The organism is Streptomyces sp. NPDC048111 (assembly GCF_043202815.1).
Taxonomy (GTDB): Bacteria; Actinomycetota; Actinomycetes; order Streptomycetales; family Streptomycetaceae; genus Streptomyces.
On the sequence record NZ_JBIDBD010000014.1, the window covers coordinates 59,121 to 81,028 of the forward strand.

The 21,908-nt window shown below is 67.7% G+C and carries 33 protein-coding genes and 1 pseudogene; 2 read left to right on the forward strand and 32 right to left on the reverse strand.

Annotation, left to right across the window (positions count from 1 at the left end; translation table 11 throughout):
* The first annotated feature begins 3 nt into the window (after positions 1-3).
* Positions 4-939 (forward strand): DUF389 domain-containing protein, encoded by a 936-nt coding sequence (locus ACGF3I_RS22075; RefSeq protein ID WP_393134551.1) that lies wholly within the window; start codon positions 4-6, stop codon positions 937-939.
* Here the strand turns inward: ACGF3I_RS22075 and glmM are convergent.
* The 4 genes from glmM to ACGF3I_RS22095 form a co-directional block, all read right to left on the reverse strand.
* A complete protein-coding gene (gene glmM, locus ACGF3I_RS22080) occupies positions 936-2,294 on the reverse strand; it encodes a phosphoglucosamine mutase (protein WP_393134552.1) in 1,359 nt (452 codons plus the stop codon). The genes ACGF3I_RS22075 and glmM overlap by 4 nt on opposite strands.
* A 122-nt stretch (positions 2,295-2,416) precedes the next feature.
* Positions 2,417-2,935, reverse strand: a complete 519-nt coding sequence (gene rpsI, locus ACGF3I_RS22085) for a 30S ribosomal protein S9 (RefSeq protein ID WP_161245589.1) — start codon at positions 2,933-2,935, stop codon at positions 2,417-2,419.
* A gap of 41 nt (positions 2,936-2,976) precedes the next feature.
* On the reverse strand, positions 2,977-3,420 hold the full coding sequence (gene rplM / locus ACGF3I_RS22090) for a 50S ribosomal protein L13 (RefSeq protein WP_053727625.1): 444 nt from the start codon (positions 3,418-3,420) through the stop codon (positions 2,977-2,979).
* 271 nt (positions 3,421-3,691) lie between these two features.
* Entirely contained in the window at positions 3,692-5,314 is a 1,623-nt protein-coding gene (locus tag ACGF3I_RS22095; RefSeq protein ID WP_393134555.1) for an ABC-F family ATP-binding cassette domain-containing protein, read from the reverse strand.
* Positions 5,315-5,370: 56 nt separating this feature from the next.
* Here ACGF3I_RS22095 and ACGF3I_RS22100 point away from each other — a divergent pair, with 56 nt between their 5' ends.
* Entirely contained in the window at positions 5,371-6,213 is an 843-nt protein-coding gene (locus ACGF3I_RS22100) for a hypothetical protein (protein WP_393134557.1), read from the forward strand.
* On the opposite strand, the gene truA is transcribed toward ACGF3I_RS22100, so the two are convergent.
* The 28 genes and pseudogenes from truA to rplB form a co-directional block, all read right to left on the reverse strand.
* Positions 6,184-7,056 carry a tRNA pseudouridine(38-40) synthase TruA gene (gene truA, locus ACGF3I_RS22105; RefSeq protein WP_393134559.1) on the reverse strand — a complete coding sequence of 291 codons (873 nt, stop codon included), beginning with the start codon at positions 7,054-7,056 and terminating at the stop codon, positions 6,184-6,186. The genes ACGF3I_RS22100 and truA overlap by 30 nt on opposite strands.
* An 85-nt stretch (positions 7,057-7,141) precedes the next feature.
* Complete coding sequence (rplQ, locus tag ACGF3I_RS22110; RefSeq protein WP_393134561.1) at positions 7,142-7,630, reverse strand: 50S ribosomal protein L17; 489 nt, start codon at positions 7,628-7,630, stop codon at positions 7,142-7,144.
* 169 nt (positions 7,631-7,799) lie between these two features.
* Complete coding sequence (locus tag ACGF3I_RS22115; RefSeq protein ID WP_010473911.1) at positions 7,800-8,822, reverse strand: DNA-directed RNA polymerase subunit alpha; 1,023 nt, start codon at positions 8,820-8,822, stop codon at positions 7,800-7,802.
* Positions 8,823-9,088: 266 nt separating this feature from the next.
* Entirely contained in the window at positions 9,089-9,493 is a 405-nt protein-coding gene (rpsK, locus tag ACGF3I_RS22120; RefSeq protein WP_003956432.1) for a 30S ribosomal protein S11, read from the reverse strand.
* A gap of 101 nt (positions 9,494-9,594) precedes the next feature.
* Entirely contained in the window at positions 9,595-9,975 is a 381-nt protein-coding gene (rpsM, locus tag ACGF3I_RS22125) for a 30S ribosomal protein S13 (RefSeq protein ID WP_053727621.1), read from the reverse strand.
* 189 nt (positions 9,976-10,164) lie between these two features.
* Positions 10,165-10,278 (reverse strand): 50S ribosomal protein L36, encoded by a 114-nt coding sequence (gene rpmJ, locus ACGF3I_RS22130; protein WP_003956441.1) that lies wholly within the window; start codon positions 10,276-10,278, stop codon positions 10,165-10,167.
* A 59-nt stretch (positions 10,279-10,337) separates the two neighbouring features.
* Positions 10,338-10,559: a translation initiation factor IF-1 gene (gene infA, locus ACGF3I_RS22135; protein ID WP_003956442.1), complete on the reverse strand. Its 222-nt coding sequence runs from the start codon at positions 10,557-10,559 to the stop codon at positions 10,338-10,340.
* Positions 10,560-10,709: 150 nt separating this feature from the next.
* Positions 10,710-10,868 (reverse strand): annotated as a pseudogene (locus ACGF3I_RS22140) (type I methionyl aminopeptidase); the annotation flags it as partial.
* A 95-nt stretch (positions 10,869-10,963) separates the two neighbouring features.
* Positions 10,964-11,809 carry a type I methionyl aminopeptidase gene (map, locus tag ACGF3I_RS22145; protein ID WP_393134563.1) on the reverse strand — a complete coding sequence of 282 codons (846 nt, stop codon included), beginning with the start codon at positions 11,807-11,809 and terminating at the stop codon, positions 10,964-10,966.
* Positions 11,810-11,968: 159 nt separating this feature from the next.
* Entirely contained in the window at positions 11,969-12,625 is a 657-nt protein-coding gene (locus ACGF3I_RS22150; protein WP_393134565.1) for an adenylate kinase, read from the reverse strand.
* The gene (gene secY / locus ACGF3I_RS22155) at positions 12,625-13,938 is read right to left on the reverse strand and encodes a preprotein translocase subunit SecY (RefSeq protein ID WP_393134567.1); all 1,314 of its coding nucleotides are present in this window, start codon (positions 13,936-13,938) and stop codon (positions 12,625-12,627) included. The genes ACGF3I_RS22150 and secY overlap by 1 nt, the downstream gene beginning before the upstream one ends.
* A 235-nt stretch (positions 13,939-14,173) precedes the next feature.
* A complete protein-coding gene (gene rplO, locus ACGF3I_RS22160) occupies positions 14,174-14,629 on the reverse strand; it encodes a 50S ribosomal protein L15 (protein ID WP_114037182.1) in 456 nt (151 codons plus the stop codon).
* Between the two features lies 1 nt (position 14,630).
* On the reverse strand, positions 14,631-14,813 hold the full coding sequence (gene rpmD / locus ACGF3I_RS22165) for a 50S ribosomal protein L30 (protein ID WP_393134569.1): 183 nt from the start codon (positions 14,811-14,813) through the stop codon (positions 14,631-14,633).
* Positions 14,813-15,415, reverse strand: coding sequence for a 30S ribosomal protein S5 (gene rpsE, locus ACGF3I_RS22170; RefSeq protein ID WP_030351447.1), 603 nt, complete (start codon positions 15,413-15,415; stop codon positions 14,813-14,815). Before rpsE ends, rpmD begins: the two co-directional genes overlap by 1 nt.
* 46 nt (positions 15,416-15,461) lie before the next feature.
* Positions 15,462-15,845 carry a 50S ribosomal protein L18 gene (rplR, locus tag ACGF3I_RS22175; protein ID WP_114037183.1) on the reverse strand — a complete coding sequence of 128 codons (384 nt, stop codon included), beginning with the start codon at positions 15,843-15,845 and terminating at the stop codon, positions 15,462-15,464.
* Between the two features lie 3 nt (positions 15,846-15,848).
* Positions 15,849-16,388 carry a 50S ribosomal protein L6 gene (rplF, locus tag ACGF3I_RS22180; protein ID WP_393134571.1) on the reverse strand — a complete coding sequence of 180 codons (540 nt, stop codon included), beginning with the start codon at positions 16,386-16,388 and terminating at the stop codon, positions 15,849-15,851.
* 21 nt (positions 16,389-16,409) lie between these two features.
* A complete protein-coding gene (rpsH, locus tag ACGF3I_RS22185) occupies positions 16,410-16,808 on the reverse strand; it encodes a 30S ribosomal protein S8 (RefSeq protein WP_003966947.1) in 399 nt (132 codons plus the stop codon).
* 223 nt (positions 16,809-17,031) lie between these two features.
* Positions 17,032-17,217 carry a type Z 30S ribosomal protein S14 gene (locus ACGF3I_RS22190; protein WP_003956452.1) on the reverse strand — a complete coding sequence of 62 codons (186 nt, stop codon included), beginning with the start codon at positions 17,215-17,217 and terminating at the stop codon, positions 17,032-17,034.
* Between the two features lie 5 nt (positions 17,218-17,222).
* Positions 17,223-17,780 carry a 50S ribosomal protein L5 gene (gene rplE, locus ACGF3I_RS22195; protein WP_053727613.1) on the reverse strand — a complete coding sequence of 186 codons (558 nt, stop codon included), beginning with the start codon at positions 17,778-17,780 and terminating at the stop codon, positions 17,223-17,225.
* Positions 17,780-18,103 carry a 50S ribosomal protein L24 gene (gene rplX / locus ACGF3I_RS22200; protein ID WP_053727612.1) on the reverse strand — a complete coding sequence of 108 codons (324 nt, stop codon included), beginning with the start codon at positions 18,101-18,103 and terminating at the stop codon, positions 17,780-17,782. Before rplX ends, rplE begins: the two co-directional genes overlap by 1 nt.
* 2 nt (positions 18,104-18,105) lie before the next feature.
* A complete protein-coding gene (gene rplN / locus ACGF3I_RS22205) occupies positions 18,106-18,474 on the reverse strand; it encodes a 50S ribosomal protein L14 (RefSeq protein WP_053727611.1) in 369 nt (122 codons plus the stop codon).
* Positions 18,475-18,588: 114 nt separating this feature from the next.
* Positions 18,589-18,873, reverse strand: a complete 285-nt coding sequence (rpsQ, locus tag ACGF3I_RS22210) for a 30S ribosomal protein S17 (protein ID WP_100578124.1) — start codon at positions 18,871-18,873, stop codon at positions 18,589-18,591.
* Entirely contained in the window at positions 18,873-19,097 is a 225-nt protein-coding gene (gene rpmC, locus ACGF3I_RS22215) for a 50S ribosomal protein L29 (protein ID WP_100578218.1), read from the reverse strand. The genes rpsQ and rpmC overlap by 1 nt, the downstream gene beginning before the upstream one ends.
* Positions 19,097-19,516 carry a 50S ribosomal protein L16 gene (gene rplP / locus ACGF3I_RS22220; RefSeq protein ID WP_053727610.1) on the reverse strand — a complete coding sequence of 140 codons (420 nt, stop codon included), beginning with the start codon at positions 19,514-19,516 and terminating at the stop codon, positions 19,097-19,099. Before rplP ends, rpmC begins: the two co-directional genes overlap by 1 nt.
* 5 nt (positions 19,517-19,521) lie before the next feature.
* Positions 19,522-20,364: a 30S ribosomal protein S3 gene (rpsC, locus tag ACGF3I_RS22225; protein ID WP_053727609.1), complete on the reverse strand. Its 843-nt coding sequence runs from the start codon at positions 20,362-20,364 to the stop codon at positions 19,522-19,524.
* A complete protein-coding gene (gene rplV / locus ACGF3I_RS22230) occupies positions 20,364-20,711 on the reverse strand; it encodes a 50S ribosomal protein L22 (RefSeq protein WP_030359020.1) in 348 nt (115 codons plus the stop codon). Before rplV ends, rpsC begins: the two co-directional genes overlap by 1 nt.
* Before the next feature lie 41 nt (positions 20,712-20,752).
* Entirely contained in the window at positions 20,753-21,034 is a 282-nt protein-coding gene (gene rpsS / locus ACGF3I_RS22235; RefSeq protein WP_100578122.1) for a 30S ribosomal protein S19, read from the reverse strand.
* Positions 21,035-21,046: 12 nt separating this feature from the next.
* Entirely contained in the window at positions 21,047-21,883 is an 837-nt protein-coding gene (rplB, locus tag ACGF3I_RS22240; RefSeq protein ID WP_114037186.1) for a 50S ribosomal protein L2, read from the reverse strand.
* Between the last annotated feature and the right edge of the window lie 25 nt (positions 21,884-21,908).

The window sequence follows — 21,908 nt, forward strand, 5'->3', positions numbered from 1 at the left end:
CCCGTGCTCCAGCTCCGACTGATCGTGCCCGCCGACCGGACGGAGGCGGTGGTGCGCCTCGTGGAGTCGACGGTCGGCACCGCCCACCTCGTGGTCCTCGCGGGCGCGGCCCGCGACCCGGCGGGCGACCTGGTGCTGTGCGACGTGGCGCGCGAGGCGGGCGACGGCCTGATCGCCGCCCTGCGCGCGCTCGGCCTCGACCGGGACGGCTCGATCGCCGTCGGCGACATCGACCTGACGCTGTCGGCACGGGCGGAGAAGGCCGAGGCGGAAGCGCCGGGCGAGGGCGCGGACGCGGTGCTCTGGGAGTCACTGGCCGACGCGACGCACGAGGAGTCGACGCTCTCGGTGACCTATGTGGCGTTCCTCGCCCTCGCCACCATGCTGGCCGCGTGCGGGGTGATGCTCGACAACGCGATCCTGATCGTGGGCGCGATGGCGGTGGGCCCTGAATTCGGTCCGCTGGCCGGGATCTGCACCGCGCTGGTGCGCCGGGCGCCGGGGCTGGCGTGGCGCTCGCTGGTCGCCCTGGTGGTGGGCTTCGCGTCGGCGATGGTCCTGACGGCCGGGTTCGGCTGGCTGATGGAGCTGTGCGGGCTCTTCGACAAGTCCATGATCGAGGCGCCCCGGCCGAACACGGCGTTCATCTTCCAGCCCGACTGGATGTCGTTCGTGGTGGCGTTCCTGGCGGGCGTCGCCGGAACGCTCTCCCTGACCTCGGCGAAGTCGGGCGCCCTGATCGGGGTGGCGATCTCGGTGACCACCGTGCCGGCGGCCGCCAACGCGGCCATGGCGTTCAGCTACCTGGACTACGGGCAGACCTGGGGCTCCAGCTGGCAACTGCTCGCCAACCTGGCCGGCATCGTGCTCGCCGGCACCCTCACGCTGCTCGCCCAGAAGGTGTTCTGGGCGAGACAGCGCAAGCGTCGACTCGCTTAGCCGAGCGCCGACTTGACGACGTCGGCGAGGCGGCCGGCGACCGAGCGGGCCTGCTCGATGTCGGCGGCCTCGACCATCACGCGCACCAGCGGCTCGGTGCCCGAGGGGCGCAGCAGCACGCGGCCGGTGGCGCCGAGCTCGCGCTCGGCCTCGGCGACCGCGGTACCCAGTTCGGCGGAGGTGGCCACCCGGGACTTGTCGACGTCGGGCACGTTGACCAGGACCTGCGGCAGGCGCTGCATGACGCCGGCGAGGTCGGCCAGCGAACGGCCGGTCGCGGCGACCCGGGCGGCCAGCATCAGACCGGTCAGCGTGCCGTCGCCGGTGGTCGCGTGGTCCAGGATGATCACGTGGCCGGACTGCTCGCCGCCCAGCGCGTAGCCGTGCTCCTTCATCGACTCCAGGACGTAGCGGTCGCCCACGCCGGTCTGGACGAGCTGAATGCCCTCGCCCTCCATGGCGATCTTGAAGCCGAGGTTGGACATCACGGTGCCGACGACGGTGTTGCCGCGCAGCGTGCCCGCCTCGCGCATGGCGAGGGCGAGGACCGCGAGGATCTGGTCGCCGTCGACCTCGTTGCCCGCGCCGTCCACGGCGAGGCAGCGGTCGGCGTCGCCGTCGTGCGCGATGCCGAGGTCGGCGCCGTGCTCGACGACGGCCGCCTTGAGGAGGTCGAGGTGGGTCGAGCCGCAGCCGTCGTTGATGTTCAGCCCGTCCGGCTCGGCACCGATGGTGACGACCTCGGCGCCGGCCCGCGCGAACGCCTCGGGCGAGACCCGGGCGGCGGCGCCGTGCGCCTCGTCCAGGACGACCTTCAGACCGTCGAGGCGGTTGGGCAGCACCCCGATGAGGTGGGCGACGTAGCGGTCGAAGCCCTCCTTGTACGAGCGGACACGGCCCACGCCCGCGCCGGTCGGCCGCTCCCACGGGGCGCCGGTGCGGTGCTGCTCGTAGATCGACTCGATGCGGTCCTCCAGCTCGTCGGCGAGCTTGTGGCCGCCGCGCGCGAAGAACTTGACACCGTTGTCCGGCATGGCGTTGTGGCTGGCGGAGAGCATCACGCCGAGGTCGGCGCCCAGCACACCGGTGAGGTACGCCACCGCGGGGGTGGGCAGCACACCGACCCGCAGGACGTCCACGCCCGCGCTCGCGAGACCCGCGACGACGGCGGCCTCCAGGAACTCGCCCGACGCGCGGGGGTCCCGTCCGACCACGGCGGTCGGCCGATGTCCCTCGAAGGTCCCCGCCTCGGCGAGCACATGTGCCGCCGCCACCGACAGACCGAGCGCCAGCTCAGCCGTCAGATCCGAGTTGGCGACACCGCGCACGCCGTCCGTGCCGAAGAGTCGTCCCACGTCTGTCCTCCGAAAACCTGAAAGTGCGGCATAGATAACTGCGGGGGGTGAATAGACGAACGCCCCGGCAGCACGGAAAGGTGCTGCCGGGGCGAACGAGAGCCGTAGTGGCAGGCGCGGATTTAGCGCTTGCTGTACTGCGGGGCCTTACGGGCCTTCTTGAGACCGGCCTTCTTGCGCTCGACCGCACGGTCGTCGCGGGAGAGGAAGCCGGCCTTCTTGAGGGCGCCGCGGTTGTTGTCGACGTCGGCCTCGTTCAGCGCACGGGCCACGCCGAGGCGCAGGGCGCCGGCCTGACCGGACACGCCGCCACCCGAGATGCGGGCGATGACGTCGTAGCGGTTGTCGAGCTCGAGCACCTTGAAGGGCTCGTTGACTTCCTGCTGGTGGACCTTGTTCGGGAAGTAGTCCTCGAGCGTACGCCCGTTGATCTTCCACTTGCCGGTGCCCGGGACGATCCGGACACGGGCGATGGCGTTCTTGCGACGGCCCAGGCCGGCGGCCGGCTGCGGGTCGCCGAAGCGGGACGCCATCGACTCGGTGGTGTACTCGCCCTCGACGGGGACCTCGGACTCGAAGGTGGTGACCTCCGCGTAGGTCTCTTCGCCCTCGACGGGGGTCTCGACAGTGGTCTCGGCCACGATGCTCCTCAGATTCTTTTCTGTTTAGGGGGTGGCCGGAACTACTGCGCGACCTGGGTGATCTCGAACGGCACCGGCTGCTGGGCAGCGTGGGGGTGCTGGTCGCCCGAGTAGACCTTCAGCTTCGAGAGCATCTGACGGCCCAGGGTGTTCTTGGGGATCATGCCCTTGATGGCCTTCTCGACGGCCTTCTCCGGGTTGTTCGCCAGGAGGTCGTCGTAGCGCACCGAGCGCAGACCGCCCGGGTAGCCGGAGTGGCGGTACGCCATCTTCTGGGTCTTCTTGTTGCCGGACAGGTGAACCTTGTCGGCGTTGATGATGATGACGAAGTCACCCATGTCCATGTGCGGGGCATAGACCGGCTTGTGCTTGCCGCGGAGAAGGTTCGCGGCGGTGGTCGCCAGACGACCCAGGACGACGTCCCGGGCGTCAATGACGTGCCACTGGCGAGTGATGTCGCCGGGCTTGGGGCTGTACGTACGCACTTCGTAGCCTTCGCTTCTTAGTGGATGGGGAGCAGACACATTGCACCCTGAAGCGATCATGCAGCTGGGACCCACAGTGCCGGGACGATGCCCGTATGCGAGCCACTGGTAACTGCTCCAGAGAACCTGCGCACCGGCTGTCGTGTGAGAACGACCGATCCAATACGCATAACAAACCAGAAGCCTACCCGGGCGCACCCGAGCGGGTCAAAACCGCCCGGGGCGCCCCGGCCCGCAACGCGGTGGCAGCGCTCCTGACCTGCGCAGACAGCTAGCGGGCCCGCTCCACCCGGCGCTCGTCCCACACCGGCTCCGGCGTCTCGCGCACCACTCCGTCCGAGCCGAAGACCAGATAGCGGTCGAACGACTTCGAGAACCAGCGGTCGTGCGTCACCGCGAGCACGGTCCCGTCGTACGACTCCAGACCGTCCTGGAGCGCCTCCGCCGACTCCAGGTCCAGGTTGTCGGTGGGCTCGTCGAGCAGCAGCGCGGTGGTGCCGGCCAGCTCCAGGAGCAGGATCTGGAAGCGGGCCTGCTGGCCGCCCGAGAGCTTCTCGAAGGGCTGGTCCCCCTGCCGCTCCAGTTCGTAGCGCCGCAGCACCGACATCGCGGCCCCGCGGTCCTTGGCGTGCTCGCTCCACAGGATGTCGACCAGGGTGCGCCCGAGCAGCTCGGGATGGGCGTGGGTCTGCGCGAAGTGCCCGGGCACGACCCGCGCCCCGAGTTTCCAGTTCCCCGTGTACGCCACCGACGGGTCCCCCGCGAGCAGCCGCAGGAAGTGCGACTTGCCGGAGCCGTTCGAGCCGAGGACCGCGACCCGCTCGCCGTAGAACACCTCCAGCGAGAACGGCTTCATCAAACCCGTCAGCTCAAGGTTCTCGCAGGTCAGCGCGCGCACCCCGGTACGGCCGCCGCGCAGCCGCATGGTGATCTCCTGCTCGCGCGGCGGCTCGGGCGGCGGGCCCGCCTCCTCGAACTTCTTGAAGCGCGTCTGCATCGCGTGGTAGCGCGAGGCCATGTCCGGGCTGATCGCGGCCTGGTTGCGCAGCCGCAGGACGAGCGCCTTCAGCCGGGCGTGCTCCTCGTCCCAGCGCCGCTTGAGCTCCTCGAAGCGCGCGAACCGCTCGCGCCGCGCCTCGTGGTAAGTGCCGAATCCGGCGCCGTGCACCCAGACGTCCGTGCCCGCCGGGCTCGGCTCCAGGCTCACGATCCGCTCGGCGGCCCGCGAGAGCAGTTCCCGGTCGTGCGAGACGAACAGGACGGTCTTGCGGGTCTCGCGCAGCCGCTCCTCAAGCCAGCGCTTGCCGGGTACGTCCAGATAGTTGTCCGGCTCGTCCAGGAGCAGCACCTCGTCGGGCCCGCGCAGCAGCGCTTCGAGCACCAGGCGCTTCTGCTCACCGCCGCTGAGCGTGCGCACCTCGCGGAACTGGGCCTTGTCGTACGGCACGCCGAGCGCCGCCATGGTGCACATGTCCCAGACCGTCTCGGCCTCGTAGCCGTGCGCCTCGGCCCAGTCGCTGAGGGCCTGCGCGTACTTCATCTGCGCGGGCTCGTCGTCCACGGTCATGATCAGGTGCTCGGCGGCGTCCACCTCGGCCGCCGCCTTCCTGATCCGCGGCTGGGCCACCGAGACCAGCAGGTCACGCACGGTCCGCTCGTCGCGCACCGAGCCGACGAACTGCGGCATCACGCCGAGCCCGCCGCTCACCGACACCGAGCCGCCGTGCGGCTGGAGCTCGCCTGAGATGATGCGCAGCAGTGTGGTCTTGCCCGCACCGTTGGCGCCGACCAGGGCCACCACGGAGCCCTCGGCGACCCGGAACGACGCGTCGCCGAGCAGCACCCGCCCGTCCGGCAGGTAGTACTCCAGGTGTGCAGCCTCTAGATGTCCCATGGGCGGATTGTCACCCAGCCCCTGCCCCCCTGAACAATCGAATTAGGATGCGCGGCATGAGCTTTGGGCAAGGGGGACCCGGATGGGGCCCGGGGGATCAGCAGACACCGGACTGGGCGGCGCTGGCGGACGCGTCGGCCGCGCGCAGCAGACGCCGCAAATGGCTGTTCATGGGCGGCGGTGCCGTCGCCACGGCGGCGGTCGTCGCGGTGGTGGCCGCGGTGATCGTCAACGCGGGCTCCGCCGACGACGGCAAATCGGCGAGCCAACTGCCCTCTCCCCCGGCGCTGCCCAGCGACAGCGCCCAGCCGGGACCGTCGTTCTCGCAGGTCGCCCCGCCGCCCCCGCCCAACCCGTACGACTACGTGGCGAGCGCCAAGAAGGACACCGCGCCGCTCAGTGCCGACACCCTCTTCCCGGGCGCGAGCCTCGCGCTCGCCAGCGGTTCCTACACCAAGGGCCCGACCGACAAGGCCGTCAACTGCGCCTCGGTCACCCAGGGTTCGCTCGGCTCGGCCCTCACGGGCAACGGCTGCCGCCAGGTGATCCGCGCCACCTTCAGCAAGGACGGCGTGGCGGTCACGGTGGGCGTGGCGGTGTTCGACACCGACGCCCAGGCCACCAAGGCCAAGGAGCAGGCCTCCGGCGGCATCGCCTCGCTCTCCGGCGGGGGCGTCGCCACCTTCTGCCGGGGCGGCTCGGTCTGCCGCAACACCGCCAACTCCTATGGCCGCTATGCCTACTTCACGATCGGCGGCTTCGCCAACGGCAAGAGCGTGACGAAGCAGGACGCGCCCGTGTTCACCGCGGGCAACGACCTCGCGAAGTTCACCTTCGACCAGATCGTCGCCCGCGGCCGCAACCAGGCGTCAGCAGCAGCCGCCCGGCCCGCTTCCTGAACTGCCGGGCAGCGTACGGAGGTTGCGGGCCTCCTTGCTGCGCGCGGCGAGCAACTCGTCGGCGGGGTAGCCGACTTCCTCCAGGGTGAGGCCGTGCGGCTTCACCACGTGCACCGAGGAGTCCCGCACCGCCGCCGCGAGGACCTTGCCGGGCCACTCGGGCCCCCGGTGCCCGTCGCCGACGTGCAGCAGCGCTCCCACCAGGGAGCGGACCATGTTGTGGCAGAAGGCGTCCGCACGCACGGTCGCGGTGATGATCCCGTCGTCACCGCGCGCCCAGGACAGTTCCTGGAGCGTGCGGATGGTGGTGGCGCCCTCGCGCTTCTTGCAGTACGCCGCGAAGTCGTGCTCGCCGAGCAGCGCGGCGGAGGCCGCGTTCATCGCCGCGACGTCCAACTCCCAGTCGTGCCACAGGACATGACCGCGCAGCAGGGGATCGACGCCCCCGATGTGATCGGTCACCCGGTACGCGTACCGCCGCCAGATCGCCGAGAAGCGCGCGTTGAACCCGCTCGGCGCCTCGGCGATCCGCCAGATCCGCACGTCGTGCGGCAGCCGCCCGGCGAGACGCCGCAGCAGCTTCTCGCGGTGCTCGGCCCACACTGCCTCCGGCAGGTCGACGTGGGCGACCTGGCCGCGCGCGTGCACCCCCGCGTCGGTGCGTCCGGCGACGGTCAGGTCGTACGACACCTCCGACCGCGTCACGGTGCGCAGCGCGTCCTCGATCTCGCCCTGCACGGTCCGGCGGCCGAGGGGCTGCCGGGCCCAGCCGGAGAAGTCCTTGCCGTCGTACGACAGGTCCAGTCGCACCCGGACGAGGCCGGGCTCCACCTCATCACTCACGTAACCGCTCCTCTCACAGCGTCCACACAGCGGAACGGGCCCGCCCCCCGAAGGGAACGGGCCCGTTCACCAGCCTTCAGAACGCTTACGCGTCCTTCGCCTCGTCGGCCGGCTTGGCGTCCTCGACGGCCTCGGACTCAGTGGCCTTGGCGTCGGACTCCTTGACGGCGCGCACGGTGGCGGCCTCGGCCTCGGCAACGGTCGCCTTCTTGGCGATCTCGCCCTCGACCAGCTCGATCACGGCCATCGGCGCGTTGTCGCCACGACGGTTGCCGATCTTCGTGATGCGGGTGTAACCACCCGGACGCTCCTCGTAGCGGGGCGCGATCTCGGTGAAGAGAGTGTGGACGATGCCCTTGTCGGTGATCGTCTGCAGCACCAGGCGACGGTTGTGGATGTCGCCCTTCTTCGCCTTGGTGATCAGGCGCTCGGCGACGGGACGCAGGCGACGGGCCTTGGCCTCGGTCGTCGTGATCCGGCCGTGCTCGAAGAGCGACTTCGCCAGGTTGGCGAGGAGGAGCTTCTCGTGCGCGGCGCTGCCGCCGAGACGTGCACCCTTGGTGGGACGCGGCATGGTGTTTCTCCTTGGTGTCTGCCCCGGCCGTATCAGGTACCGGGGTCAGTATCCGAGCAGGCGGCTGCCTGTCGGAGACCCGCGCCCCGTAAGGGGCGCGGGGAAGAGTCGATGTGCGACTCCGTCGCGTGGGCGCGGCCGGCCGGAGCCGGTCCGCAGCCGAAGACCGTCAGTACTGCTCGGTCTCCACGAACCCGGCGTCCGCGTCGTCATCGGCGCCGAAGGCGTCGGCGGCGGCGGTCGGGTCGAAGCCGGGAGGCGAGTCCTTCAGCGCGAGGCCCATACCGGCCAGCTTCGCCTTGACCTCGTCGATCGACTTCGCACCGAAGTTGCGGATGTCGAGCAGGTCGGCCTCGGAGCGCGCCACGAGCTCACCCACGGAGTGGATGCCCTCACGCTTGAGGCAGTTGTACGACCGAACGGTGAGCTCGAGCTCCTCGATCGGCAGGGCGAGATCGGCGGCGAGGGCGGCGTCCGTCGGGGACGGGCCCATGTCGATGCCCTCGGCGTCGATGTTGAGCTCACGCGCCAGACCGAACAGCTCGACCAGGGTCTTGCCGGCCGACGCCATGGCGTCACGGGGACGCATGGCCTGCTTGGTCTCGACGTCGACGATCAGCTTGTCGAAGTCGGTGCGCTGCTCGACACGGGTCGCCTCGACCTTGTACGTGACCTTGAGCACCGGGGAGTAGATGGAGTCGACCGGGATGCGGCCGATCTCCTGGCCCAGCTGCTTGTTCTGCACGGCGGAGACGTAGCCGCGACCGCGCTCGACGGTCAGCTCCATCTCCAGCTTGCCCTTGCCGTTGAGCGTGGCGAGCACCAGGTCGGGGTTGTGCACCTCGACACCGGCCGGCGGGGCGATGTCAGCAGCGGTGACCAGGCCGGGACCCTGCTTGCGCAGGTACATCACGACCGGCTCGTCGTGCTCCGAGGAGACGACCAGCTGCTTGATGTTCAGGATGAGGTCGGTGACGTCCTCCTTGACGCCCGGCACGGTGGTGAACTCGTGCAGGACACCGTCGATCCGGATGCTGGTGACAGCGGCACCGGGGATCGAGGAGAGGAGCGTACGACGCAGGGAGTTGCCGAGCGTGTAGCCGAAGCCGGGCTCCAGGGGCTCGATGACGAACCGCGAGCGGTACTCGTCAACGACCTCTTCGGTCAGCGAAGGGCGCTGAGCGATAAGCATGGGGAGATCCTTCAGTCATGGGCACCCACTATTTGATGCCCTGCTGGGTACTGCGGGGTACTGCGTACTGCAAGGGTACGGGCGGCACGCCTCGAAAGAGCCGTACCGCCCAGAACCTCAGCGCAAGCGATGTGCGTCAGACGCGGCGGCGCGTGGAGCGCCGCCCCGGATCAGACGCGGCGGCGCTTGGGCGGACGGCAGCCGTACTGCGATGTCCCGGGAGATAACCCCCGGACCCCCAGCCGACTACCGAGCCCGGCCGTGCGTCAGACGCGGCGGCGCTTGGGCGGACGGCAGCCGTTGTGCGGCGTGGGGGTGACGTCCTGGATCGAGCCGACCTCGAGGCCGGTGGCCTGGAGGGAGCGGATCGCGGTCTCACGGCCGGAGCCGGGACCCTTGACGAAGACGTCGACCTTGCGCATGCCGTGCTCCTGCGCGCGGCGGGCGGCCGACTCGGCGGCCATCTGCGCGGCGAACGGAGTCGACTTGCGGGAGCCCTTGAAGCCGACGTGGCCGGCGGACGCCCAGGAGATCACGTTGCCCGAGGGGTCCGTGATCGAGACGATGGTGTTGTTGAACGTGCTCTTGATGTGCGCGTGGCCGTGAGCGACGTTCTTCTTTTCCTTGCGGCGCACCTTCTTGGCAGCGCCCTGACGACCCTTGGGGGGCATGTCTTACTCCAGATGGAGGGGAGGTGATCGGTCCTACAGCGAAGACCGCTTGGGGGGTCTGGGGGGCAATCCCCCCGAACGCACGGAGCGTCCGCTGTGGACTACTTCTTGCCCGGCTTCTTCTTACCGGCGATGGCGCGACGCGGGCCCTTGCGGGTACGGGCGTTCGTGCTGGTGCGCTGACCGTGGACCGGCAGACCACGACGGTGGCGCAGACCCTGGTAGCAGCCGATCTCGACCTTGCGGCGGATGTCGGCGGCGACCTCACGGCGGAGGTCACCCTCGGTGCGCAGGTTGGCGTCCACGTACTCGCGGATCTTGACCAGGTCCTCTTCGGCCAGGTCACGAACGCGGGTGTTCGGGTTCACGCCGGTCGAGGCGAGGATCTCCTTGGACCGGGTGCGCCCGATACCGAAGACGTAGGTGAGTGCGATCTCCACACGCTTTTCGCGCGGGATGTCAACACCGGAAACGCGTGCCATTTACTGGCTCCAGTTGTTTTCGGGGGTCTTCCGCAACACCGCTCCCGACCGCCGTACTAGGTACGTTTCGGGTCCCCGGCCCCCGCCGGAGGTGTCACCAGCCGGGTCGACCGGCCAGGTGGGTGCTGCGTATGTACGTTGTGCTCGCGTCGCTTGAAGAACTGCGCAATGCAGGTCGGTCGGCGTGCGTCAGCCCTGGCGCTGCTTGTGGCGCAGGTTGTCGCAGATGACCATGACCCGGCCGTGACGGCGGATCACCTTGCACTTGTCGCAGATCTTCTTGACGCTCGGCTTGACCTTCATGGGATGTCAGGTTCTCCGGGTCAGTGCCACCGCCGCCGGAACGGCGACGTGGGCAAGATCTACTTGTACCGGTAGACGATCCGGCCACGCGTCAGGTCGTAGGGAGAAAGCTCCACGACGACCCGGTCATCCGGGAGGATGCGGATGTAGTGCATCCGCATCTTGCCGCTGATGTGCGCGAGGACCTTGTGACCGTTCTGGAGTTCCACCTTGAACATGGCGTTCGGGAGGGACTCGATCACGGTGCCCTCGATTTCGATGGCACCTTGCTTCTTGGCCACGCTTCGCCTTTCGAATCGGCTACCTTGATCGACTCCCGCCGCCGTGTGTGGACACACGGGTACACGAGAGCCGACGCATCAGTCTACGTCAGGGCACTCGAAAAGACGAATCAGATGAGTTTGCCCCGACGCGGAGATCGTTACGCCGCCTCAGCCCAGCGGGTCCGGAGCCGTCGTGACCCCGTACTCCGCCAGCTTCGCCCGGCCGCCGTCCGGCATCGTCAGGACCAGCGGACCGTTCTCCGTCAGCGCCACCGAGTGCTCCCAGTGCGAGGACCACGAACCGTCCGTCGTGATGACGGTCCAGTCGACCGATCCTCCACGCCCCCCTCGCGGGCTCGGCGCCGGGGCGCCTCACAAGCTTCGCGCGGCTGCGCCGGCCTCCGACCGGCGACGGGCCGCCCTCAGCCCAGCGGGTCCGGAGCCGTCGTGACCCCGTACTCCGCCAGCTTCGCCCGGCCGCCGTCCGGCATCGTCAGGACCAGCGGACCGTTCTCCGTCAGCGCCACCGAGTGCTCCCAGTGCGAGGACCACGAACCGTCCGTCGTGATGACGGTCCAGTCGTCCTCCAGGACCTCCGTGCGCGGGGTGCCCAGGGACACCATCGGCTCGATCGCCAGGCAGAAGCCCGGGATCAGCTTCGGGTTGTGGCGGCCCAGCATGCGGCGCTTGTCGACGTAGTTCAGGAGGTGCGGGTCCATGTGCATCTCGGAGCCGATGCCGTGGCCCCCGTAGTCCTCGACGATCCCGTACTTGCCGGTCGAGGGGCGGGGCTGGCGGCGGATGTACGACTCGATCGCGCGCGAGACGTCGATGAGCTTGTTGCCCTTCTTGACCGCGGCGATGCCGGCCCACATCGACTCCTCGGTCACCCGGGAGAGCTCGATCAGCTCGGGGGCGTGGCCGCTGCCGACGAACGCGGTGTAAGCGGCGTCACCGTGCCAGCCGTCGATGATCGCGCCGGCGTCGATGGAGATGATGTCGCCGTCCTTCAGGACGGTCTTGTCGTCCGGGATGCCGTGCACGACGACCTCGTTGACCGAGGTGCAGATCGTGGCGGGGAACCCGCCGTACCCGAGGAAGTTGGACTTCGCGCCGTGCTCGGCGATGACCTTGCGGGCGACCTCGTCCAGATCCTTCGTCGTGGACCCCGGCACCGCGGCCTCGCGGGTGGCGGCGTGGATCGCGGCGACGACCAGCCCCGCCTCGCGCATCTTCGCGATCTGCTCGGGGGTCTTGATCTCCACCATGTGCGGCTCACGCCTTTCTGGACAGGTACGGGTCACCCCCAACGATACGGCGTCTCGCCCACCCCCTACCCGCCCCGAGCCACGCCGGGACCGAACGCGAAACGGCCGCGGCACCCCCGTGAGGGGGCACCGCGGCCGTGAGGGCGCCGCGGGCGAGGGCTACGCCGCTTCGCGGCGCAGCGCGTCCATCGCCTTCGTCGTGACCTCGTCCACCTTGCCGAGCGCGGAGATGGTGATGACCAGCCCCTGCGCCCGGTAGTAGTCGATGATCGGCTCGGTCTCGCTGTGGTAGACCTCGAGCCGCTTGCGCACGGTCTCCTCGGTGTCGTCGTCGCGCTGGTACAGCTCGCCGCCGCACTCGTCGCAGACGCCCTCCTGCTGGGGGGCGTTGTACACGACGTGGAAGACGTGCGCGCTCTGCTTGCGGCAGATCCGCCGGCCGGCGATCCGCTTGACGACCTCGTCCTCGGGTACTTCGAGATCGAGCACGGCGTCCAGCTTCACGCCGTCCGCCTTCAGGACCTCGTCGAGCGCCTCGGCCTGCACCACGTTGCGCGGGAAGCCGTCGAGCAGGAAGCCGTTCTCGGCGTCCGGCGCTTCCATGCGGTCCTTGGCCATCCCGATGGTGATCTCGTCCGGCACCAGGTTGCCGGCGTCCATGTACGCCTTGGCTGCCTTGCCCAGGTCCGTGCCCTGGCTGATGTTGGCACGGAAGAGGTCGCCCGTGGAGATGTGCGGGATCGCCAGGTTCTTGGCAAGGAACGCGGCCTGCGTTCCCTTGCCCGCACCGGGCGGTCCAACGAGGACGATTCGCATCAGCGGAGGAACCCTTCGTAATTGCGCTGCTGAAGCTGGCTCTCGATCTGCTTAACGGTCTCCAGGCCGACACCCACGATGATGAGGATGCTCGTCCCGCCGAGCGGGAAGCTCTGGACACCGCCGAAGATGATCAACGCCATTGTCGGTACGAGCGCGATCAGCCCCAGATACAGCGACCCCGGCCAGGTGATCCGGTTGAGTACGTAGCTCAGGTACTCAGCGGTCGGTCGGCCAGCCCGGATGCCCGGGATGAAGCCACCATACTTCTTCATGTTGTCGGCGACTTCCTCGGGGTTGAACGAGATCGCCACGTAGAAGAAGGCGAAGAAAACGATCAGGAGGAAGTAGCTGACGATGTAGTAAGGATGGTCGCCCTTGGTCAAGTTGTCCTTGATCCAGGTCGCCCAGCCGGCCGTCGAGTTCGAGAACTGGACGATCAGGGCCGGGATGTAGAGCAGCGACGAGGCGAAGATGACCGGGATCACACCGGCCTGGTTGACCTTCAGCGGGATGTAGGTCGAGGTCCCCCCGTAGGAACGGCGGCCGATCATGCGCTTCGCGTACTGCACCGGGATGCGTCGCTGGGCCTGTTCGACGAAGACCACGAGCCCGACCATGACCAGGCCCACCAGGACCACGGTGCCGAACTCGATCCAGCCACCGGCCAGGTGACCCTGCTTCTTGATGGCCCACAGGGAGCTCGGGAAGCTGGCGGCGATCGAGATGAACATCAGGATCGACATGCCGTTGCCGATCCCGCGGTCGGTGATGATCTCGCCGAGCCACATGACGCACGCGGTGCCGGCGGTCATCGTGATGACCATCGTGATCGTCGTGAAGATCGACCGGTTCGGGATGATCTCGGTGGCGACCTGGCAGCCGCTGAACAGCGCGCCGTTGCGGGCGGTGGCGACGAGGCCGGTGCCCTGGAGGATCGCCAGCGCCACGGTCAGGTAACGCGTGTACTGCGTGATCTTCGCGGTGCCGGCCTGGCCCTCCTTCTTGAGGGCTTCCAGGCGCGGGATCACCACGGTCAGCAGCTGCAGGATGATGCTCGCCGTGATGTACGGCATGATGCCGAGCGCGAAGATCGTGATCTGCAGCAGCGCACCGCCGCTGAACATGTTCACCAGACTGAACAGGCCGCTGTTCTGCTGGGCCTGGTCGACACAGGTCTGTACGTTCTTGTAGCTCACCCCGGGCATCGGGATGTGCGTACCGAGCCGGTAGACGACGATGATGCCGAGTGTGAAGAGCAGCTTCTTGCGCAGGTCAGGCGTCTTGAACGCCTGGGCGAACGCGGTGAGCACGGTGCCTCCTGCGACCCCCGCGCAAGTGCGTCAGGGTGACGGTCTTGAGGATCGACGAATAAGGAAAGAAGTCTTGATCTGCCAAAAATCCGTGCCGTAGCCGTCCAGGCACACAGCACGGAACTTAGACAGTGCACGCCACCTTACCGGCGACCGTGCCCCCCTAGGAACGACCAACCGGGGATGCCCCATTTGAGAGGCATCCCCGGTCGGATGTTCAAGCCATCAAGCTGTCTCAGACAAGCTCGGTGACGGTGCCGCCGGCGGCGGCAATCTTCTCCTTGGCGGAGCCGGAGACGGCATCGACCGTCACCTGCAGCGCCACGGAGATCTCGCCCTGGCCCAGGACCTTGACGAGGCTGTTCTTGCGCACCGCGCCCTTGGCGACCAGGTCGGCCACCGTGACCTCTCCACCCTCGGGGTAGAGAGCGCCGAGCTTGTCCAGGTTGACCACCTGGTACTCGGTGCGGAACGGGTTCTTGAAGCCCTTGAGCTTCGGGAGACGCATGTGGAGGGGCATCTGCCCACCCTCGAAGCGCTCCGGCACCTGGTAACGAGCCTTGGTGCCCTTGGTACCACGACCTGCGGTCTTACCCTTGGACGCCTCACCACGACCCACACGGGTCTTGGCGGTCTTGGCGCCCGGGGCGGGCCGGAGGTTGTGGACCTTCAGCGGGTTCTGCTCCGCCATGTCAGTCGACCTCCTCAACCGTCACGAGGTGGCGGACGGTGTGCACCATGCCGCGGAACTCGGGACGGTCCTCCTTGACAACCGTGTCGTTCAGGCGCTTGAGCCCGAGCGAACGCAGGGTGTCGCGGTGGTTCTGCTTGCTACCGATGTACGACTTCGTCTGCGTGATCTTGAGACGGGACATTACGCACCCGCCCCAGCACGCGCACGGAGCAGAGCCGCGGGGGCGACGTCCTCGAGGGGCAGACCACGGCGGGCCGCGATCTCCTCGGGACGCTGCAGGCCCTGAAGGGCCGCCACGGTCGCGTGCACGATGTTGATCGCGTTGTCGGAGCCGAGCGACTTCGACAGGATGTCGTGGACGCCGGCGCACTCGAGCACCGCGCGCACCGGGCCACCGGCGATAACACCGGTACCGGGGGAAGCAGGCTTCAGCAGGACAACGCCGGCCGCCTTCTCGCCCTGGATCGGGTGCGGGATGGTGCCCTGGATGCGCGGGACCTTGAAGAAGTGCTTCTTGGCCTCTTCGACACCCTTGGCGATGGCCGCGGGAACTTCCTTGGCCTTGCCGTAACCGACACCTACGGTGCCGTCACCGTCGCCCACCACGACCAGCGCGGTGAAGCTGAAGCGGCGACCACCCTTGACAACCTTGGCAACGCGGTTGATCGCGACAACGCGCTCAACGTAAGCGGTCTTCTCGGCGGCAGCGCCACCGTCGCGACCCTTCCGGTCCCGCCGCTCGCCGCCACCGGCACCGCTTCCGCGGCGCTGGGGTCCAGCCATTGGATTTACCTCTCTCTGTTACGTCCGTTAGTCCCGGAACCGGGGCTTAGAACTTCAGCCCGGCTTCGCGGGCGGCGTCAGCCAGAGCGGCAATGCGCCCGGCGTACCTGTTGCCACCACGGTCGAACACGACGGCCTCGACGCCGGCGGCCTTGGCGCGCTCAGCGACCAGGGCACCGACCTGCTTGGCCTGCGCGGACTTGTCGCCCTCGCCGCCACGGATCGACGCGTCCAGGTTCGACGCCGACGCCAGGGTGTGACCCTTGAGGTCGTCGATGACCTGAGCGGTGATACCGCGGTTGGAACGCGTCACGACGAGGCGCGGACGCTCCGCCGTACCCGACACGTGCTTGCGGATGCGGACGTGGCGACGTGCCTTGGCGGCACGCTTGTAAGCGTCGCCCTTGGCGATCTTCACACCGTATGCCATGGCTTACTTACCAGCCTTTCCGACCTTGCGGCGGATGACTTCGCCGGCGTACTTGACACCCTTGGCCTTGTACGGGTCGGGCTTCCGCAGCTTGCGGATGTTGGCGGCGACCTCGCCGACCTTCTGCTTGTCGATGCCCTCGACGCTGAGCTTCGTGGGCGACTCGACCTTGAAGGTGATGCCTTCGGGGGCCTCGACCGTGATCGGGTGGCTGTAGCCCAGGGCGAACTCCAGGTTGGAGCCCTTCGCCTGGACGCGGTAACCGACACCGCTGATCTCGAGCGCCTTGCTGTATCCCTGGGTCACACCGGTGATCATGTTGGCCACCAGCGTGCGGGACAGGCCGTGCAGGGCCTTGTTCTGACGCTCGTCGTTGGGGCGGGTGACGTTCAGAACGCCGTCCTCACCCTTCACGATCTCGATGGGGGCCGCCACGGCGTGCGTGAGGGAACCCTTGGGGCCCTTCACGTGGACCGTACGGCCATCGATGGTGACGTCCACACCGGCGGGAACCTGGATGGGGAGCTTGCCGATTCGCGACATTAGCTTTTCCTCCGTTCCCGACTACCAGACGTAGGCGAGGACTTCCCCACCTACGCCCTTCTTGCCTGCCTGCTGACCGGTGAGCAGACCGTGCGACGTGGAGATGATCGCCACGCCCAGGCCGCCGAGCACCTTCGGCAGGTTGGTGGACTTCGCGTACACGCGCAGACCGGGCTTCGAGATCCGCTTGATGCCCGCGATGGAGCGCTCACGGTTCGGCCCGAACTTCAGCTCGAGGACGAGGTTCTTGCCGACCTCGGCGTCCTCGACCTTCCAGCCGGTGATGAAGCCCTCCTGCTGGAGGATCTCCGCGATGTGCGACTTGATCTTGCTGTGCGGCATCACGACGGAGTCGTGGTACGCCGAGTTAGCGTTACGCAGACGAGTGAGCATGTCTGCGATCGGGTCAGTCATGGTCATGAATCGGCCTTCGGCCTCTCTCGCCGCGGTTTCCTGTATGCGCCATCCCTCTCCCCACTCAGTGGCGGGACGGGTGCGGTGCGGGGACCTACGGCGTAGTAAGTCGTTATGGGCGGCGGACGCCCAACCCCACAAGCCTACGGCATGGGGAGTCGGGCCTCCGCCGACCAGATACTTACCGAGAGCCTCCGATAATTCCCAAGTCCCTGAGGACAGAGGGGAATTACCAGGAGCTCTTGGTCACGCCCGGCAGCTCGCCACGGTGAGCCATCTCACGGAGGCACACGCGGCACAGGCCGAACTTGCGGTACACGGAGTGGGGGCGACCGCAGCGCTGGCAGCGGGTGTACGCGCGCACACCGAACTTGGGCTTGCGGGCAGCCTTCGCGATGAGAGCCTTCTTCGCCATCTCGCTTACGCCTCCTTGAAGGGGAAGCCGAGGTGACGAAGGAGCGCACGGCCCTCGTCGTCGTTGGTCGCCGTGGTGACCACGGTGATGTCCATACCCCGGGTACGGTCGATCTTGTCCTGGTCGATCTCGTGGAACATGACCTGCTCGGTGAGACCGAAGGTGTAGTTGCCACGGCCGTCGAACTGCTTCGGCGACAGACCACGGAAGTCACGGATACGCGGCAGCGCGAGCGACAGCGTACGGTCCAGGAACTCCCACATGCGGTCACCGCGGAGGGTGACGTGGCAGCCGATCGGCTGACCCTCACGCAGCTTGAACTGCGCGATGGACTTGCGGGCCTTGGTGACGGCCGGCTTCTGGCCGGTGATCGTGGTGAGGTCGCGAACCGCGCCGTCCATCAGCTTGGAGTCGCGGGCGGCGTCGCCCACACCCATGTTGACCACGATCTTCACGAGGCCGGGAACCTGCATGACGTTCTCGTACGAGAACTCCTCACGCAGCTTGCCCGCGATCTCCTCGCGGTACTTCGTCTTGAGACGCGGAGTGGTGGTGGTAGCCATCAGATGTCCTCACCCGTCCGCTTGGCAACGCGGATCTTGTTGCCCTCGTCGTCGAAGCGGAAACCGACGCGGGTGACGACCTTGTTGCCGTCCTTCTCCACGACGAGCTGAACGTTGCTCACGTGGATCGGGGCCTCGGTCGTCACAATGCCACCGGTCTGCGAACCGCGAGCGGTCTGGCCGGCCTTCGTGTGCTTCTTGACCCGGTTGACACCCTCGACCAGGACGCGGTCCTCGCGGGGGAAGGCCGCGATGACCTTGCCCTGCTTGCCCTTGTCCTTACCGGTGATGACCTGAACCAGGTCGCCCTTCTTGATCTTCATGCTTACAGCACCTCCGGCGCGAGCGAGATGATCTTCATGAACTTCTTCTCGCGCAGCTCCCGGCCCACCGGGCCGAAGATGCGGGTGCCGCGGGGGTCGCCATCGTTCTTGAGGATGACGGCCGCGTTCTCGTCGAAGCGGATGTACGAGCCGTCCTGACGACGACGCTCCTTGACGGTGCGCACGACGACAGCCTTGACGACGTCGCCCTTCTTCACGTTGCCACCGGGGATCGCGTCCTTGACGGTGGCGACGATGACGTCACCGATACCCGCGTAGCGGCGACCGGAGCCACCGAGCACACGGATGCAAAGGATTTCCTTCGCACCAGTGTTGTCGGCGACGCGCAGTCGCGACTCCTGCTGGATCACGTCTATCTCCTGATCGTCTGCCGGTTCCCGGTGGGGGCCACGGACCTCTTGCGAGGTGCGGCCCCCACCGAGCCTGGCGGAACCACTCTGAGGGAAACCCCCCAGAGAATTTCCTTACTTGGCCTTCTCGAGGATCTCGACGATGCGCCAGCGCTTGCTCGCCGACAGCGGACGCGTCTCCATGATGAGGACGCGGTCGCCGACGCCGGCAGCGTTCTGCTCGTCGTGCGCCTTGAGCTTGTTCGTACGGCGGATGACCTTGCCGTACAGCGCGTGCTTCACACGGTCCTCGACAGCGACGACGACGGTCTTGTCCATCTTGTCGCTGACGACCAGACCCTCGCGGGTCTTGCGGAAACCGCGCGCTTCAGTCGTCTCAGTCACATTCTTCTCGCTCATCAGGCGCTCTCCACCGTCTCGATGCCCAGCTCGCGCTCGCGCATCAGGGTGTAGATCCGGGCGATGTCCTTACGGACGGACTTGAGCCGACCGTGGTTCTCGAGCTGGCCCGTCGCCGCCTGGAAGCGGAGGTTGAACAGCTCTTCCTTGGCTTCGCGGAGCTTGCCGAGAAGCTCCTCGTCGCCCAGCTCGCGCAGTTCGGACGCCTTGGTTCCGGCCGACATCACGCCTCACCTGCCTCGCGCCGGACGATGCGGCACTTCATCGGGAGCTTGTGAGCGGCTCGGGTGAGCGCCTCACGAGCAATCTTCTCGTTCGGGTAGGACAGCTCGAACATCACCCGGCCCGGGTGAACGTTCGCGACCCACCACTCCGGAGAACCCTTACCGGAACCCATGCGGGTCTCGGCAGGCTTCTTCGTCAGCGGGCGGTCCGGGTAGATGTTGATCCAGACCTTGCCGCCACGCTTGATGTGGCGGGTCATCGCGATACGAGCCGCCTCGATCTGGCGGTTGGTCACGTACGCCGGCGTGAGGGCCTGAATGCCGTACTCGCCGAACGCAACCGTCGTACCACCCTTGGCCATACCGCGGCGCTTGGGGTGGTGCTGCTTGCGGTGCTTGACCCTACGGGGGATCAGCATTTCGGTCAGGCCTCCGTTCCGGTGCTCTCAGCCGGAGCGGCGGCGGCGGGAGCCTCGGCCTTGGGGGCCTCGGCAGCCGGCGCAGCCTGCTGCGGCTTGCGGCCGCGACCGCCACGCTCGCCGCCACGACCACCGCGGCCACCGGCCGGACGGTCGTTGGCGCCACCACGGGCCGGGCGGTTACCCGCACGGGCCGCTGCGTTCTCGGCGCGAACCTCGGCGATGTTCTTGACGTCGCCCTTGTAGATCCAGACCTTCACGCCGATGCGGCCGAAGGTCGTCTTGGCCTCGAAGAAGCCGTAGTCGATGTTCGCGCGCAGGGTGTGCAGCGGCACACGGCCTTCGCGGTAGAACTCCGAGCGGGACATCTCGGCGCCGCCGAGACGGCCGCCGCACTGGATCTTGATGCCCTTGGCGCCGGCCTTCATGGTGCCCTGCATGCTCTTGCGCATGGCACGACGGAAGGAGACGCGGGAGGAGAGCTGCTCGGCAACGGCCTGAGCGACCAGCTGGGCGTCCATCTCGGGGTTCTTGACCTCGAGGATGTTCAGCTGGACCTGCTTGCCCGTGAGCTTCTCGAGGTCGCCGCGGATGCGGTCGGCCTCGGCGCCACGGCGGCCGATGACGATGCCGGGACGCGCGGTGTGGATGTCCACCCGCACGCGGTCACGGGTGCGCTCGATCTCAACCTTCGAGATGCCGGCGCGCTCCATGCCGGACGTCATCATCCGACGGATGGCGACGTCTTCCTTGACGTAGTCCTTGTACAGCTTGTCGGCGTACCAGCGGGACTTGAAGTCCGTGGTGATACCGAGCCGGAACCCATGCGGGTTAACCTTCTGGCCCATTACCGGGTTCCTTCCTTGCTGCTGACGACCACGGTGATGTGGCTGGTCCGCTTACGGATCCGGTAGGCACGGCCCTGAGCACGCGGACGGAACCGCTTCAGGGTCGGGCCCTCGTCCACAAACGCCTCGCTGATGAACAGCGAAGAGGCGTCCGTGTGGTCGTAGTTGTGCGCGGCGTTGGCAATGGCGCTGTCCAGCACCTTGCCGACCGGCACGCTCGCGGCCTGCGGGGCGAAACGCAGGACCGCCTGAGCCTCCGTGGCATCCATGCCACGGATAAGGTCCACCACTCGGCGGGCCTTCATGGGCGTAACGCGGATGTACCGCGCCTGGGCCCTGGCTTCCATGGTTGTCCTTCCAGTGTCTGTCATGGTCATTCCACCCCGCGTTAGCGGCGCTTCGACTTCCGGTCGTCCTTGACGTGGCCGCGGAAGGTGCGAGTCGGCGAGAACTCACCGAGCTTGTGGCCGACCATCGACTCGGAGACAAACACCGGGACGTGGGTCTTGCCGTTGTGCACCGCGATCGTGTGGCCGAGCATGGCCGGGATGATCATCGAGCGACGGGACCAGGTCTTGATGACGTTCTTGGTACCAGCTTCGTTCTGAGCGTCCACCTTCTTCACGAGGTGGCCGTCAACGAAGGGTCCCTTCTTGAGACTGCGCGGCATCTAAACCCGCTCCTAGCGCTTCTTGTTCGTCTTGCGGCGGCGGACGATGTACTTGCTCGATGCCTTCTTCGGCGAGCGAGTACGACCCTCCTTCTGACCCCACGGGGAGACCGGGTGGCGACCACCACTGGTCTTGCCCTCACCACCACCGTGCGGGTGGTCAACCGGGTTCATCGCGACACCGCGGACGGTCGGGCGGACGCCCTTCCAGCGCATACGGCCGGCCTTGCCCCAGTTGATGTTCGACTGCTCGGCGTTGCCGACCTCACCGATGGTGGCGCGGCAGCGGGCGTCGACCAGGCGAATTTCACCGGACGGCATACGAAGGTGGGCCATCGTGCCCTCCTTCGCCAGCAGCTGCACCGAAGCACCCGCGGAGCGGGCGAACTTCGCGCCGCCACCGGGACGCAGCTCGATGGCGTGGATGGTCGTACCGACCGGGATGTTGCGCAGCGCCAGGTTGTTGCCCGGCTTGATGTCGGCCCCGGGGCCGTTCTCAACGCGGTCACCCTGGCTCAGGCCACGGGGCGCGATGATGTAGCGCTTCTCGCCGTCCGCGTAGTGCAGGAGCGCGATGCGCGCGGTGCGGTTCGGGTCGTACTCGATGTGAGCGACCTTGGCCGGCACGCCGTCCTTGTCGTGACGACGGAAGTCGATCACGCGGTAGGCGCGCTTGTGGCCACCGCCCTGGTGTCGGACGGTCACACGACCGGTGTTGTTACGGCCGCCCTTGCTGTGCAGGGGGCGGACCAGCGACTTCTCCGGCGTGGACCGCGTGATCTCGACGAAGTCGGCGACGCTGGAGCCACGACGGCCCGGAGTCGTCGGCTTGTACTTGCGGATACCCATTTCTCAGTCCTCGTCCGATATTCGG

Excerpts from the sequence above, each read along its gene's own strand:
- ACGF3I_RS22095 (WP_393134555.1), bottom strand. The coding sequence starts at position 5,314 with ATGGGACATCTAGAGGCTGCACACCTGGAGTACTACCTGCCGGACGGG.
- ACGF3I_RS22100 (WP_393134557.1), top strand. The coding sequence starts at position 5,371 with ATGAGCTTTGGGCAAGGGGGACCCGGATGGGGCCCGGGGGATCAGCAG.
- rplQ (WP_393134561.1), bottom strand. The coding sequence starts at position 7,630 with ATGCCGCGTCCCACCAAGGGTGCACGTCTCGGCGGCAGCGCCGCGCAC.
- ACGF3I_RS22115 (WP_010473911.1), bottom strand. The coding sequence starts at position 8,822 with ATGCTTATCGCTCAGCGCCCTTCGCTGACCGAAGAGGTCGTTGACGAG.
- rpsK (WP_003956432.1), bottom strand. The coding sequence starts at position 9,493 with ATGCCCCCCAAGGGTCGTCAGGGCGCTGCCAAGAAGGTGCGCCGCAAG.
- rpsM (WP_053727621.1), bottom strand. The coding sequence starts at position 9,975 with ATGGCACGCGTTTCCGGTGTTGACATCCCGCGCGAAAAGCGTGTGGAG.
- rpmJ (WP_003956441.1), bottom strand. The coding sequence starts at position 10,278 with ATGAAGGTCAAGCCGAGCGTCAAGAAGATCTGCGACAAGTGCAAGGTG.
- map (WP_393134563.1), bottom strand. The coding sequence starts at position 11,809 with ATGGTGGAGATCAAGACCCCCGAGCAGATCGCGAAGATGCGCGAGGCG.
- ACGF3I_RS22150 (WP_393134565.1), bottom strand. The coding sequence starts at position 12,625 with ATGCGAATCGTCCTCGTTGGACCGCCCGGTGCGGGCAAGGGAACGCAG.
- rplO (WP_114037182.1), bottom strand. The coding sequence starts at position 14,629 with ATGGCGGAGCAGAACCCGCTGAAGGTCCACAACCTCCGGCCCGCCCCG.
- rpmD (WP_393134569.1), bottom strand. The coding sequence starts at position 14,813 with ATGTCCCGTCTCAAGATCACGCAGACGAAGTCGTACATCGGTAGCAAG.
- rpsE (WP_030351447.1), bottom strand. The coding sequence starts at position 15,415 with ATGGCTGGACCCCAGCGCCGCGGAAGCGGTGCCGGTGGCGGCGAGCGG.
- rplR (WP_114037183.1), bottom strand. The coding sequence starts at position 15,845 with ATGGCATACGGTGTGAAGATCGCCAAGGGCGACGCTTACAAGCGTGCC.
- rplF (WP_393134571.1), bottom strand. The coding sequence starts at position 16,388 with ATGTCGCGAATCGGCAAGCTCCCCATCCAGGTTCCCGCCGGTGTGGAC.
- rpsH (WP_003966947.1), bottom strand. The coding sequence starts at position 16,808 with ATGACCATGACTGACCCGATCGCAGACATGCTCACTCGTCTGCGTAAC.
- ACGF3I_RS22190 (WP_003956452.1), bottom strand. The coding sequence starts at position 17,217 with ATGGCGAAGAAGGCTCTCATCGCGAAGGCTGCCCGCAAGCCCAAGTTC.
- rplE (WP_053727613.1), bottom strand. The coding sequence starts at position 17,780 with ATGGCTACCACCACCACTCCGCGTCTCAAGACGAAGTACCGCGAGGAG.
- rplX (WP_053727612.1), bottom strand. The coding sequence starts at position 18,103 with ATGAAGATCAAGAAGGGCGACCTGGTTCAGGTCATCACCGGTAAGGAC.
- rpsQ (WP_100578124.1), bottom strand. The coding sequence starts at position 18,873 with ATGAGCGAGAAGAATGTGACTGAGACGACTGAAGCGCGCGGTTTCCGC.
- rpmC (WP_100578218.1), bottom strand. The coding sequence starts at position 19,097 with ATGTCGGCCGGAACCAAGGCGTCCGAACTGCGCGAGCTGGGCGACGAG.
- rplP (WP_053727610.1), bottom strand. The coding sequence starts at position 19,516 with ATGCTGATCCCCCGTAGGGTCAAGCACCGCAAGCAGCACCACCCCAAG.
- rpsC (WP_053727609.1), bottom strand. The coding sequence starts at position 20,364 with ATGGGCCAGAAGGTTAACCCGCATGGGTTCCGGCTCGGTATCACCACG.
- rplV (WP_030359020.1), bottom strand. The coding sequence starts at position 20,711 with ATGGAAGCCAGGGCCCAGGCGCGGTACATCCGCGTTACGCCCATGAAG.
- rpsS (WP_100578122.1), bottom strand. The coding sequence starts at position 21,034 with ATGCCGCGCAGTCTCAAGAAGGGACCCTTCGTTGACGGCCACCTCGTG.
- rplB (WP_114037186.1), bottom strand. The coding sequence starts at position 21,883 with ATGGGTATCCGCAAGTACAAGCCGACGACTCCGGGCCGTCGTGGCTCC.